12 protein-coding genes are annotated in these 14,074 nt (G+C 34.6%); 11 read left to right on the top strand and 1 reads right to left on the bottom strand.

Translation table 11 applies throughout. The annotated features are described in order from the left end of the window. The first annotated feature begins 9 nt into the window (after positions 1 to 9). The 3 genes from mnmA to recD2 all read left to right on the top strand — a co-directional run bounded on the left by mnmA (position 10) and on the right by recD2 (position 4,539). Entirely contained in the window at positions 10 to 1,134 is a 1,125-nt protein-coding gene (mnmA, locus tag J7E16_RS03560) for a tRNA 2-thiouridine(34) synthase MnmA (RefSeq protein WP_214888717.1), read from the top strand. Positions 1,135 to 1,315: 181 nt separating this feature from the next. Beyond that, positions 1,316 to 1,996, top strand: coding sequence for a tetratricopeptide repeat protein (locus J7E16_RS03555; protein WP_214888714.1), 681 nt, complete (start codon positions 1,316 to 1,318; stop codon positions 1,994 to 1,996). A 47-nt stretch (positions 1,997 to 2,043) separates the two neighbouring features. Beyond that, positions 2,044 to 4,539 carry an SF1B family DNA helicase RecD2 gene (gene recD2, locus J7E16_RS03550; RefSeq protein ID WP_214888873.1) on the top strand — a complete coding sequence of 832 codons (2,496 nt, stop codon included), beginning with the start codon at positions 2,044 to 2,046 and terminating at the stop codon, positions 4,537 to 4,539. A gap of 101 nt (positions 4,540 to 4,640) precedes the next feature. Here recD2 and J7E16_RS03545 read toward each other — a convergent pair whose 3' ends face one another. After that, on the bottom strand, positions 4,641 to 5,591 hold the full coding sequence (locus J7E16_RS03545) for a diacylglycerol/lipid kinase family protein (protein WP_214888711.1): 951 nt from the start codon (positions 5,589 to 5,591) through the stop codon (positions 4,641 to 4,643). 183 nt (positions 5,592 to 5,774) lie between these two features. Here J7E16_RS03545 and J7E16_RS03540 point away from each other — a divergent pair, with 183 nt between their 5' ends. From J7E16_RS03540 to greA, 8 genes are all read left to right on the top strand, one after another. Further along, complete coding sequence (locus J7E16_RS03540) at positions 5,775 to 6,650, top strand: YitT family protein (RefSeq protein WP_214888708.1); 876 nt, start codon at positions 5,775 to 5,777, stop codon at positions 6,648 to 6,650. Positions 6,651 to 6,994: 344 nt separating this feature from the next. Then, positions 6,995 to 9,643 (top strand): alanine--tRNA ligase, encoded by a 2,649-nt coding sequence (gene alaS, locus J7E16_RS03535; protein ID WP_214888706.1) that lies wholly within the window; start codon positions 6,995 to 6,997, stop codon positions 9,641 to 9,643. 152 nt (positions 9,644 to 9,795) lie between these two features. Continuing rightward, complete coding sequence (locus J7E16_RS03530) at positions 9,796 to 10,062, top strand: IreB family regulatory phosphoprotein (protein WP_034548343.1); 267 nt, start codon at positions 9,796 to 9,798, stop codon at positions 10,060 to 10,062. Continuing rightward, positions 10,062 to 10,484, top strand: coding sequence for a Holliday junction resolvase RuvX (ruvX, locus tag J7E16_RS03525; protein WP_214888701.1), 423 nt, complete (start codon positions 10,062 to 10,064; stop codon positions 10,482 to 10,484). Before J7E16_RS03530 ends, ruvX begins: the two co-directional genes overlap by 1 nt. Positions 10,485 to 10,549: 65 nt before the next feature. After that, positions 10,550 to 10,858, top strand: coding sequence for a DUF1292 domain-containing protein (locus tag J7E16_RS03520; protein ID WP_214888698.1), 309 nt, complete (start codon positions 10,550 to 10,552; stop codon positions 10,856 to 10,858). A 176-nt stretch (positions 10,859 to 11,034) separates the two neighbouring features. After that, positions 11,035 to 12,189 (top strand): endolytic transglycosylase MltG, encoded by a 1,155-nt coding sequence (mltG, locus tag J7E16_RS03515; protein ID WP_214888695.1) that lies wholly within the window; start codon positions 11,035 to 11,037, stop codon positions 12,187 to 12,189. A 73-nt stretch (positions 12,190 to 12,262) separates the two neighbouring features. Further along, on the top strand, positions 12,263 to 12,889 hold the full coding sequence (gene udk, locus J7E16_RS03510; protein ID WP_034548355.1) for a uridine kinase: 627 nt from the start codon (positions 12,263 to 12,265) through the stop codon (positions 12,887 to 12,889). Positions 12,890 to 13,101: 212 nt separating this feature from the next. Then, on the top strand, positions 13,102 to 13,575 hold the full coding sequence (gene greA / locus J7E16_RS03505; protein ID WP_214888692.1) for a transcription elongation factor GreA: 474 nt from the start codon (positions 13,102 to 13,104) through the stop codon (positions 13,573 to 13,575). Positions 13,576 to 14,074 lie beyond the last annotated feature (499 nt).

Below are 14,074 nucleotides of genomic sequence, written 5' to 3'. Positions count from 1 at the left end.
GGTGATGTAATGCAAGACAATAGCAAGACTCGTGTCGTGGTTGGCATGAGCGGTGGTGTTGACTCATCCGTTACAGCTTTAGTGTTAAAACAACAAGGCTATGACGTAGTGGGGATTTTTATGAAAAACTGGGATGACACAGATGAGTTTGGTGTTTGCACAGCGACAGAAGATTATAATGATGTCGCACTTGTAGCAAATCAAATTGGAATTCCGTATTATTCTATTAACTTTGAAAAGCAATATTGGGATAAAGTTTTTACCTACTTTTTAGAGGAATATAAAAAAGGACGCACCCCTAATCCAGATGTTATGTGTAACAAAGAAATTAAATTTAAAGCTTTTTTAGATTATGCTGTTGAATTGGGAGCAGATTATGTAGCTACCGGCCATTATGCTCAAGTAGAACGTGATGAAAATGGTGTTACACATATGTTAAGAGGTTTGGATAATAATAAAGATCAAACCTACTTTTTAAATCAGTTATCTCAAGAGCAGTTAGCAAAAACCTTGTTTCCTCTTGGGGGCATGCAAAAACCTGAAGTGCGTAAGCTTGCTGAAGAAGCTGGCTTATCTACAGCTAATAAAAAAGATTCTACAGGTGTTTGTTTTATTGGAGAACGTGATTTTAAAAAATTCTTGATGTCTTATCTGCCAGCTCAACCGGGCAAAATGATGACGATCAATGGTGAAGAAAAAGGGCAACATGATGGATTAATGTATTACACCATTGGGCAACGCCAAGGACTAGGTATTGGTGGTGGCGGAGAATCAAGTGAGCCATGGTTTGTTGTTGGAAAAGATTTAGAATCAAACACTTTATACGTAGGGCAAGGTTTTAATCATGAATGGCTGCGAGCTACTCATTTAGAAGCTTCTGATCTTCATTTTACAACGAATGAAGAAAAACCTCGTACATTCAAATGTACAGCGAAGTTCCGTTACCGACAAGCTGACACAGGCGTAACGGTTCACCTGAGCGAAGATGGAACGACAGCTACAGTTGAATTTGATGGGCCCGTACGAGCAATCACTCCAGGTCAAGCAGTTGTTTTTTACGATGGCATGGAATGTCTAGGCGGCGGTACAATCGATGCAGCTTATAATGAAACAAGAGAACTGCAATATGTTTAAAATTTAATATACTATTCAAAAAGCTAGGGTCAATTCCTAGCTTTTTGTTATACATAAGCACAACTAAGTAATTTAAATGAGGAAAATCTTGTATCAATAAAAATGGAAATCAATGACATCAGTAGAATCCTATAGAATTTTGGTGTAAAATGGATAAAGTTGCAATAAGGAGGAAATAAGTATGAATCGAAACCATGAGGCTTTTCAATTATGGGAAAAGGGCGAGTTTAATGAGGCCGTTCAGTTACTTATAGAAGAAATTAATAATGATCCTGCAAATAGCGATTGTTATTACAATTTAGCGAACATGTTTATTTTAGGAAAAAAATATGAAGATGCCAAAGCTATATTAGATACAGCAATTGAAAAGTTTCCTGAAGATCCTATTTTTATTTATGCCTTTGGAAATTTATATTATGAAATCGAGGATTATTCAACAGCGCTAAGTTATTTTAATCAAGTGATCAAATTCAATGAGACACGATTAAAAAAGGATGCTATGGTAATGATTGGACAAAATTATTTAGCATTAAATCAGACTAAAAAAGCATTAGTTTATTTTCTAAGTGCTTATGAAGAAGACAAACTAGATATAGCTTTAATTCTATTGATTGGGAATACTTTAATGCAATTAGGTTCATTTAAAGAAGCAAAAAGTTTTTTTGAATTAGGTATCGAACAAGCACCCCAGAATGATGAAGCTTGGTTTAAGTGCGGAGTAGTAGGGATGGCCTTAAAAGAAGAAGTTGATTCTCTTAAGAAGTACTTCGACAAAGCAAAGGAACTAGATCCTAAAAAATATGAGGAACGCACCAGACAATTACAAGCCATAGAGGTTATAATGAAAGATCAAAAAGAATGAATTTTTTGAACGCATAAGATAGAAAAGGTGGTGGCAGGAAAGTGGTTATGCAAGACAGTTTAGATTTATTTGCAGGAGACCCTCCCTATGTTGTAGGGCAAGTTACTGCAATCTTCTATCAAAATCCAACAAATTTCTATAAAGTAATTCTAGCACAAGTGGTCGATACAAATAGTTCCTTTACCGAAAAAGAGATTGTTATTACGGGAAGCTTTGGGCAAATTCAAGAAGATGAGACGTATCGCTTTTTTGGTCAATTGACGGACCATCCAAAATTTGGTATGCAATTTAATGCAGAACGCTACCGACAAGAGAAGCCCACTTCAGCAGAAGGCGTTATTGCCTATTTATCAAGCGACAAGTTTCCAGGAATAGGAAAAAAAACCGCTGAAACAATCGTCAAACTTTTAGGTGATGATGCAATCGATCAAATTAACGCAGATGAAACAGTTTTAGCTAAGGTTCCTGGATTGAATGACAAGAAAAAAGAAGTTATTGTTAATATGATACGTTCAAGTAATGGAATGGAAAAAATTATTATCGGGTTAAATGATTTTGGTTTTGGAAGCCGTTTAGCTTATACGATTTATCAAACGTACCAAGCAGAAACATTGGAGATCATTCAAGAAAATCCATACCAATTAATAGAAGATATTGATAATATTGGATTTAAAAAAGCGGATGTTATCGCAGAAAATTTAGGCTTTGCTGCAGATTCTCCAGGACGTATCCAAGCGGCTGTTTTATTTTCAGTAAACGAGTTGTGTCTCGGTGAGGGCAATACGTATACATTAGCGGAGCCGTTATTAAATGAGACAGTAAGGGTATTGGAAGAAAGCCGGGCGTTCATTATTGAACCGGATCTAGTAGCAAAAGAGTTATTAAATTTGATTGAAGAAAATAAATTGATTGAAGATAACCATAAAATATATATCAAATCACTGTATGCTGCTGAATGGGGAATTGCAACATCGGTAAAACGGTTAATGAAAAACAGCAAAAAAATTCAGTATCCAGCCCATAACATCCAAAAAGAAATTCGGAAAATGGAAAAAAGATTGGGTATCCAGTATGGGAATTCACAAACCGAAGCAATTGAAGAAGCCGTTGTTTCACCTTTATTCATTTTAACTGGAGGACCAGGAACCGGTAAAACAACCGTATTAAATGGTATCGTGACCCTATTTGCAGAACTGAATGGTCTATCACTAGAAATAGATGATTACAAGGATAAGATTTTTCCTATTCTTTTAGCCGCTCCAACAGGACGTGCTGCTAAAAGAATGAATGAATCTACTGGATTGCCTAGCAGCACGATTCATCGGCTTTTAGGGTTAAATGGCCAAGAAAAACCAACAGCGGAGCTTTCTGATAGAGAATTAGAAGGTGGATTGTTGATCGTAGATGAGATGTCGATGGTGGATACATGGCTTGCTAATCAATTGTTAAGAGCTGTACCACAAAATATGCAAGTTATATTTGTAGGAGATAAAGATCAATTACCTTCCGTTGGTCCAGGTCAGGTATTGCATGACATGATCAAAGCAAAACAAATTCCTAGCAGCGAGTTGACCGAAATTTATCGACAAGATGATGGTTCTTCCATTATCTCTCTAGCTCATGCAATAAAAGAAGGCAAATTGCCTGCTGATTTCACTAAAAATAAAAAAGATCGTTCATTTTTTCAATGCAATACTTATCAAATTGAACCTGTTATTCGTCGAGTGGTAGAAAAAGCTAAAGAAAAAGGGTTTACTGCCCAAGATATTCAAGTTTTGGCACCGATGTACAGAGGTCCAGCTGGGATAGATGCGTTAAATAAAATGATGCAGGAAATCTTTAATCCCAATCCTTCAGGCAAACGAAAAGAAGTTAAATTTAATGAAAAAAGTTACCGTATTGGGGATAAAGTACTACAGTTAGTAAATTATCCAGAAATGAACGTGTTTAATGGAGATATGGGAGAAATTGTTGGGATTAAGCTAGCCAAGGAAACAGATGATAAAGTGGATGAGATCGTGATCCAATTTGATGCTAATGAAGTTGTCTATAAACGTAATGAATGGATGAAAATCACTTTAGCTTATTGTTGTTCTATCCATAAATCTCAAGGATCAGAGTTTAAAATGGTTATTTTACCAATGGTACAAAATTATCATCGTATGTTGAGACGCGACTTACTTTACACTGCGATCACAAGAAGCAGCGAACTGCTCATTTTATGTGGTGAGCCCTATGCTTTTGAGGAATGTGTAGCCAAATCTTCAGCGACCAGGTTAACGACATTGACAGAACGTCTATTAGAAGGTGAAAAACAACAAATTGAATTAGTTGTGCAACCAGTATCTAATAAAGAAAAAACAGCAATTGAAGCTAAAAAAATACAAATAGCTGACGTTACCGTTGAGAAGGCATCACCTAACAAAAAAATTGAATCGATTGATGCAAACGAGCAAAAAAATTATCGTCTGACAATCGATATGATCCAATCTAATGCAGTTGATCCAATGATCGGTATGGAGGGCATTGTGCCGAGTTTATAAAAAATTATACAAAATAAAAAAACTTCAGAAGATCGATCTTTTGAAGTTTTTTTATTTTGTATAATCGTAATTAATGAAACGTTATAAATGTCTAATATCGGTTAAATCCAAAAATATCGTGAACTAGTTTTGAGTTTGAAATCAATGGGTTGATAAACTAATTCCTCACCATCTGCGTTGGAATCAATCGTATAAGTAGTTTTAAGCGAGATAGTTTCAGCTTGGAAATAATAAACATCTTTATGATCTAAATGTTTTCCTCCAAAAATCATTAAAGTAAAAAGGTAAAGAAGATTAAAAAAAGAACGTTTAGGTAGAATAATTAAATCTAGTTTCCCATCTAATTGAGATGCTTTTGGTGAAACGGGTATACCGCCGCCAAAATAAGGGTGGCTATTTATAATAACTAAAAAAGCATCTTCAAATAGTTTTATTTTTTCATCCGCCGTAATGGTTAAGGGAAAAGCAGCTTGTTTAAAAAAAACTTGAATCAAACTAGCAAAATAAACAAGAGAACCTAAACTTAGCTTGTTCAAAAGAACTTTTGATGGCGAATGGTTTGCTTTTTTAACCACTGCGGCATCGAAGCCTATGCCAACATTATTTGCAGCAAATCCTTTAATCTGTTGGTTGTGATCATAATATTGAATGATATCTAATTTTTTTGCATGTTTGGCAGTTAAAATTTGTTCTAAAGCCTTCACAGGATCTTTTGAGATACCCGCACCACGTGCAAAATCATTGCCAGAACCTGCTGGGATAAATCCTACCGGAATATGAGCAAACTGTTCTCCTAAACCTGTAAGAACTTCATGCAAAGTGCCGTCTCCGCCAATAACAATGATTAGGTGAGTTAAAGGTAGATTTTGGCTGATATCTTGAGCTAAAGATTTAGTTAATTCTATCGTGTGGCCAGGATAAGTTGATTTATGTAATTGAAAGGGTAAATTCTTATCTGCCAGCAACTTGCTGATTTTGTTGGCAACTTTTTTTCCTTTTCCAGAACCTGAAAGTTCATTTATTATGAGGTGATATTTTTCTATAGTAGACATAAATACTCCTTTAGACTGCTATTTTCTATTAGTGTTCATTTCTTATTATAGAACAAATGAAAATTAAATTTTCATAAAATTTATGAGAAAAAAATAAAACTATGCTTTAATCCAGTTTGAAGTGTTAGAATAAACAAGGATTTTGTTTCGAGATGTTTCAGGACTTAGGAAGGAAGAACGTTTATGAAGAAAAAAGTATTATCAAATAAATACGCATTAGGAGCACTTGATATTCTTTATATTATTGTCGGCTCATTTATCGCTGCTGTTGCATTTAACGTTTTTCTGTTGCCGAATGTAATTGTTTCAGGTGGTATCAGTGGGGTTAGTACCATTACAAGTAGTGTATTCAGTTGGGATCCGTCTGTTGTGCAACTGGCTTTTAATATACCGTTGCTTTTGATTTGTTTTATCTTTTTAGGGAAAGAGGCAGGCTATAAAACTATTTTAGGAAGTTTTATTTTACCGGTATTTATCGGCATGCTCAATTTTATGGAACCCTGGACAGATGCTCCTTTACTGGCAGCTCTATTTGGCGGAGTCGTAACAGGTATTGGGTTAGGTATTGTATTCAGAGCAAAAGCATCAACCGGTGGGACAAGCATAATAGCTCAAATCATTCATGAGCACTTAAGATTACCTTTAGGGATGAGTGTAGCTATAATAGACGGATTAGTGATCGTATGTGCCTTGCTCGTTTTTGATAGTGAGGTTGTTATGTATTCCATTATTTCCCTTTTCGTTATTAGTCGTACGATAGACGTTGTTCAAGTAGGATTTAATCATTCTAAGACTGTCATGATTATTTCTGAATATCCAGTTGAAGTGAAACAAGCAATTTTTAATACGATCAATCGTGGGGTAACCAACCTAGGTATTAAAGGTGGATATGGAAATTCGGATAGAGAAATGTTGATGTGTGTTGTTGCAGAACAAGAATTTACACTTTTAAAAGATGCGATTTTAGATGTAGATGAAAATGCCTTTGTAGTTGTGATGAGTGCAAGTGAAGTATGGGGTCGTGGATTTACTTTAGCTAAAGAAAAAACAATTATTTAAAAGTTATCAGCAAAAATAGTACTATAATTTATTGACAATTGAGACATATTCTCCTATAATTTAGACGTACTGAGGATAAATTAATGTAATCACTTGTTTAAAGAAAAGTTTTCCAAGGCTGAGAGAAAGCTAACAATATTATAGAGATGCTCCCTTAATAAAATAGTAGAAATACTATCGTTTCTCACGTTATCGAGACTTAAGAGGTAATGAACTGTCGAATGGCATCATTGCAAACAAGGTGGTACCGCGAATTTTTCGTCCTTGTCTGGCAATGCTGTTGTTGGACTTTTTTTGTACTTATTTTTACAACTACCAGATTTAAATTTGAAAGGAAGAATAGGATGAAAAAATTATCAAGTAACGAAGTTCGTCAATTATTTTTAGATTTTTTTGAATCAAAAGGACACAAAGTTGAGCCAAGTGCGTCACTAGTTCCTTTCGAAGATCCAACATTACTATGGATAAATTCCGGAGTAGCAACACTGAAAAAATATTTTGATGGATCTGTGGTTCCCGAAAATCCTAGAATTACAAATGCACAAAAAAGTATTCGTACTAATGATATTGAAAATGTTGGGAAAACAGCTCGCCACCATACGTTATTTGAAATGCTTGGAAATTTTTCGATTGGTGAGTATTTTAAAGAAGAAGCAATCGAGTGGGCATGGGAATTTTTAACAGGAGAGAAGTGGTTAGATTTAGATCCTGAAAAATTATATGTGACCGTTTATCCTGAAGATAAAGAAGCTAAAAAGATTTGGCAAGAAAAAATCGGTTTAACTAGTGACCATATAGTAGAAGTGGCCGACAATTTTTGGGATATCGGTGCCGGTCCAAGCGGTCCAGATTCTGAAATTTTTTATGATCGTGGTGAAGCTTTTAATGACTTGGCTGAAAATGATCCGGAAAATTATCCAGGAGGAGAAAATGAACGTTGGTTGGAAATTTGGAATTTAGTTTTCTCTGAATTCAATCACAAACCTGATGGTACTTATGAACCATTACCCAATAAAAATATTGATACAGGTATGGGATTGGAACGTGTCGTCTCTATTTTACAAGGTGCACCAACAAACTTTGAAACTGACTTATTTATGCCGATCATCGAAAAAGTGCAGTCATTGAGCAAAACTAAAAAATATGGCGAAAATGCAACAGATGATATTTCATTTAAAGTTATTGCAGATCATGTTCGCGCTGTAAGCTTTGCTATCGGTGATGGTGCTTTGCCTTCTAATGAAGGACGCGGGTATGTATTGCGTCGTTTATTGCGTCGTGCTGTCATGCATGGTAAAAAATTAGGTATCGATGAAGCCTTTATGTTTAAACTGGTTCCTATTGTCGGAAACATAATGAACAGCCATTATCCTGAAATTCTGGAACAAGAAGAATTTATCGTTAAAGTCATCAAAAATGAAGAAGAACGATTCCATGAAACAATCAATGATGGGTTAACCATTTTAAATGAACGAATCAGCGAATTAAAAACAAAAGGTGAAAAAATAATTTCAGGATCTGACATTTTCAAATTATATGATACTTATGGATTTCCAGTTGAATTGACGGAGGAATTTGCACATGAGGAAGGTCTTGAAGTGGACCATGAAGGATTCGAAATAGAAATGACAGCTCAAAGAGATCGTGCTCGTGCAGCTCGTGGCACTGGAAAATCAATGGGTGTTCAAACAAAATTATTCTCAGATCTAAAAGAAGAGAGTCGGTTTGTAGGGTACGATAAAACAACTGAAATCGGTACTTTAACAGTTATTGCAACGGATGAAGAACTCGTAAAGGCAGCACAACCAAGGGAACACGTCCGCTTAATTTTTGACCAAACGCCATTTTATGCTGAAATGGGTGGGCAAATTGCCGATAAAGGTGTGGTCAAAGACACTGCAGGTAATATTGTAGCAAATGTACTAGATGTTAAGAGAGCTCCAGCAGGGCAACCATTGCATGTAGTAGAAGTACTTGAGACGCTAATGGTTGGAAAAACCTACAAGCTAGAAGTTGATAAAGTTTTAAGAAATAAAATAACTAGAAATCACACGGCTACTCATTTATTGCATCAGTCATTAAAAGATATTTTAGGCGAACATGCAAATCAAGCAGGTTCATCAGTAACTCAGAATTATTTACGTTTTGACTTTACACATTTTGGTCAAATCACACGAAAAGAATTAGATGAAATGGAACAGATCGTAAATGAAAAAATATGGGAATCTATCCCAGTCGTTACAGTAGAAACAAATATCGCTAAAGCTAAAGAAATGGGTGCAATGGCATTATTCGGCGAAAAATATGGCGATTTAGTCCGTGTTGTAAATGTCGGCGAATATTCGATAGAATTATGTGGTGGTGTTCATGTCAATAATACGAGTGAAATCGGCATCTTTAAGATTATTTCTGAATCAGGAATAGGGGCTGGCGTTCGTAGAATTGAAGCTGTAACTAGTGAAGCTGCTTATAAGTTGTTGCAAATAGAACAAAGAATTTTGAACGAAGTAGCTGAATTAGTAAAAGCTCAACAAACACAAGATGTTACGCTAAAAGTGCAACAGCTGCAAAGTGAATTAAAAGAGGTTCAAAAAGAAAATGAATCATTACAAGCCAAACTAGCAAATGACCAAGCTGGCGATATCTTCAATAATATACAAGAAATTAATGGTGTAACAATTGTCGCTGCTGAAGTTGATGTAAAAGATATGAATCAACTGCGTCAATTAGCAGATCAATGGAAAAATAAAGCAATTTCAAATGTTTTAGCATTAGGTTTTTCAAATGAAGGAAAAGTTAATTTGTTGACGGCTATTGATCCTGAAACAATCAAAAAAGGATTTAAAGCTGGCGATCTAATCAAAACGATTGCTCCACTCGTTGGCGGTGGAGGTGGTGGACGTCCTGATATGGCCCAAGCAGGCGGCAAGAATCCAGCAGGTTTAAAAGATGCATTGGCTAAAGTTCCAGAATGGGTCAATGAAAAGAAATAAGCTCACTGAAGATGGAAAGATCTAGATAAAAGTCTAGGTCTTTTTTTTTTTTTGAAATAAAAAAATCTAATCTTCATTTCTGATAATCATTGTAGTTTGAAGTGCTTTCTTGTAAAATAAGAGTAGATGTTACAGAAATTGAGGTGTAGGCCATGAGTTCAACAGATGAAACAGTACGTTTTAATGTTGGTGACAACAGTGAAAAAAGTGTCAAAGAAACTTTGGAATTAGTTTATGATGCTTTAGAAGAAAAGGGATACAATCCGATCAATCAAATTGTTGGCTACTTGCTTTCAGGAGATCCTGCTTATATTCCACGTCATAAAGATGCTCGGAATCTAATCAGACGCCATGAACGTGATGAAATCGTTGAAGAGATTGTAAAGACTTATTTGAAAGAGAGTGGACCTAAAGCTTAATGAGAACAATGGGATTAGATGTCGGTTCCAAGACTGTTGGTGTAGCAGTTAGTGATCCATTTGGCTGGACAGCACAGGGAATTGAAATCGTTAAAATTAATGAAATACAAGAAGAATATGGGATAGATCGTATTGGCGAATTGATCAACAGTTATGAAGTTACAAAAGTAGTGATCGGTTTACCTAAAAATATGAATAATTCTATCGGTCCCCGAGCAGAAGCTTCTCTACGGTATGCCGAATTGATCAAAGAAACGTTTAAATTACCGGTAATTTTACAAGATGAGCGGTTAACGACTGTTCAAGCTGAAAGAATGCTCATAGAAGAAGGCAATACTTCTAGGGCTAAGAGAAAAAAAGTGATCGATAAGTTGGCTGCAGTTATAATTCTTCAAAATTATTTGAATCAAAATCAAAACTAGTAATTCAATAGATAGTGCGCTAAAATAGTAAAGAAACGTATTTCATATTAAAGGAGTGTTGACCAATGTCACATGACCACAATCACGACCATAATAACGATCACGATCATGAACATATTACCCTAGTAGATGAACAAGGTAATGAACAATTATACGAAATTTTATTTACATTCGATTCAGATGACTATGGCAAATCTTATGTTTTTGTTTACCCTGCTGGTGCTAGTGAAGGAGAAGAAGTTGAACTTGAAGTTTACTCATTCATTGAAACAGACACAGGAGAACAAGGCGAATTAAAACCAATTGAAACTGAAGAAGAATGGGATATGGTTGAAGAAGTATTAAATACATTCTTAGCAGATGAAGAAGAATAGTCTGGCTATTTAAACTGTATAACAATAAGTAAGATAGATGAAAAGCTGACAAATTTAATTTGTTGGCTTTTTTTTGTTCTCATAAACTATTATATCATGTATAATGATACAAGTTAGTGTCATAGTTGAAACGAAACAATCAAGGAAAACCTTGGTATAGTTAGGAGGGTCGCTTCTTGTCAAAAAGAAAAAAGAATAACCAGATAAAAAATCACAAAGAAGAAAAAATCAATTTTACTGGTGGAGCAAGTGAAAGACAAAAAGAAAAAACCCTAGTTAAGAAAATAGTCCTTAGCATTATAGCCGCATTTATTCTACTGTTAGTCCTTTTTGGTGTAATAGGGTATCGATATGTTACCACATCCTTAGAACCTTTAGATAGAGAGAATAAAACGGAATTAGTAGTCGAGATTCCAACAGGTTCTAGTTCTAAAGATATTGCACGAATTTTACAAGATAAGGGTGTCATTAAAAGTGCGATTGTATTTAGTTATTATATTCGTTTAAATAATGAAACAGGATTTCAAGCTGGAGACTATGAGTTTTCGCCGTCGATGTCTCTTGATTCGATTATTGACCAACTTCAAAAAGGTGGAACAATTGCCGAATATGAAGGAACTAAAATATTAATTAAAGAAGGTACTACGATCGATCAAATTGGTGATGATATTGCAGGGAATACAGAATACAGCAAAAAAGACTTCTTAGCTGTTATTCAAAATAAAGTCTTTTTGAAAGAAATGGAGACAAAATTTCCTGAATTATTAACTTCTGCTTTAAAAGCTGAAGATACTAGATACACTCTAGAGGGTTATTTATTTCCTGCAACTTATGACTTTCCCGAAGAAATGCCGATAGAAGAATTGGTTGAAAATATGATTAGTAAAATGGATGAAGTTATGCAAGAATTTTATCCTGAAATAACGGAGTCAAAAAAAACAGTACATGATATTTTAACGCTATCCTCATTAGTTGAACGTGAAGGGTCTACATCAGAAGATCGCAAATTAATTGCTGGAGTTTTTTATAATCGTTTAGATATCGCTATGCCTTTACAAACCGATGTTGCTGTTCTTTATGCATTAGAAGAACATAAAGAATATGTAACCAATAATGATGTTACAGTCGAGTCTCCTTATAATTTATACAAGCATCCAGGTTTTGGCCCGGGACCTGTTAACAACCCTAGTGCTGATGCAATAAATGCAACCGTCGAACCTACCGAATCAAATTATCTTTATTTCTTAGCAGATTTAGAAACTGAAAAAGTGTACTATTCCGAAAATTATCAGCAACATCTTGAGTATCAAGCAGAATATATTAATCAATAAAGAGATTTTAATGAATGAAAAAAAGCATTGAATCAAATGATTCAATGCTTTTCACAAGAAAAGAGGAATAAGTATGACGAACAAAAAAAGACCAATAGTAATTGGTGTTACTGGTGGATCTGGTAGTGGGAAAACTAGTGTGAGTCGTGCAATCTACAATCAATTTGCAGGTCATTCTATTTTAATGCTGGAACAAGATTTTTATTATAAGGATCAAAATGAATTATCATTCGATGAGCGTTTAAAAACAAATTATGACCACCCATTTGCATTTGATACAGATTTACTTATTAAGCACTTAGAAGATTTAATCGATTATAAATCGATCAAAAAACCGGTTTATGATTATGCTGCACATACAAGAAGTAAAGACATTATTATACAAGAACCTAAAGAAGTTATCATACTTGAAGGCATCTTAATTCTAGAGGATGTACGATTAAGAAAATTAATGGATATAAAAGTATATGTGGATACAGATGACGACATACGAATTATTCGACGTATCAAGCGGGATATAGAAGAACGAGGCCGGACGTTGAATTCAGTTATTGATCAGTACTTAAACGTAGTAAAACCTATGCATCATCAATTCGTAGAACCTTCTAAAAAATATGCAGATATCATCATTCCAGAAGGTGAAACTAATCAAGTGGCTATCGATTTGATGACAACTAAAATTAGAAGTATATTAGTTTAAAAAATGATTTTACCAAACAATTAAGTTTTTTAAAATAACTAAATAACAATAAAAAGATGATAGTCAAATTAAAATTTTGAGTGAATTAGATCTTTTTGTTTACAAACGAAAGACAACATGGTATCTTGTCAATGTTGAAAATATAATTACGCTTTCAACTAAATAATGAAAGCAAGAATCAGATGTGATTCTAAAAAGGAGACCGTATTTAAATGATTGAGAAAGTATATCCAATGACCTTAGAAGGCAAAAAAAAGTTAGAAGAAGAATTAGAGTATCTTAAAACAGTTAAACGAAAAGATATCGTAGAAAGAATTAAAATCGCTCGTAGCTTTGGAGATTTATCTGAAAATTCTGAATATGAGTCAGCAAAGGATGAGCAAGCTTTTGTTGAAGGAAGAGTGACCACCATCGAGAATATGTTGCGTTTTTCTGAGATTATTGATAACTCAAAAACGGCATCAGATGAAGTTTCATTAGGCAGAAAAGTAAGCTTCGTTGAGTTACCTAATGGAGACGAAGAAGAATACACGATTGTTGGTAGTGCCGAAGCTGATCCATTTAAAGGATTGATTTCGAATGACTCACCGATTGCAAAAGCTTTAATGGGCAAAAAAGTAGGCAGTGAAGTAACCTTTTCTACGCCAGGTGGAGACATGTTAGTCAAAATCACAGAAATCAGCTAGATGAATTATCTTTTTAAATGAAGAATCTAGGACATAAATCCAAGCCTCATCGTATATCTAACTATTAATCCTAAAGGGACTTCTAAAAGTTGCATCGTCGATATAAAATGAGACTGCAATTGATTATCATACCTTTAACTCTTTTTATCAAAGTTCACGTAAGACTAGTTTAATCACCTACTTGAAATTTCTTAAGGAGTAAGATCTGCTTGCAGCCATGTAAAGGACCTAATGCGAATGACAAAGCTTTAATGCTTTAGCAATTAAGTAAGCTTCGTTTGGAGCTTGAAAGTCTGATTCCTCTCTTGTAGGCTTCAGACGGTTCAATGGTCTTGCACAAGAAAATCCGTTATTCCAGAAGAAATTTCTTTTAAAGGATCAACACCATTTTATAAACAACCAATATATAACAAAAGAAGAGTCTGTTCATCAGTTTCCTGATAAACAGACCCTTTTTCTTATTCTCAGCTTGTTATGTTTTAGCCACCTTATTTTTTGA

The sequence above is a fragment of the Carnobacterium sp. ISL-102 genome, from assembly GCF_018612935.1.
GTDB lineage: Bacteria > Bacillota > Bacilli > Lactobacillales > Carnobacteriaceae > Carnobacterium_B > Carnobacterium_B alterfunditum.
Note: the sequence above shows the minus strand (reverse complement) of the source record. Positions and strands in the feature narration are given on the sequence as shown.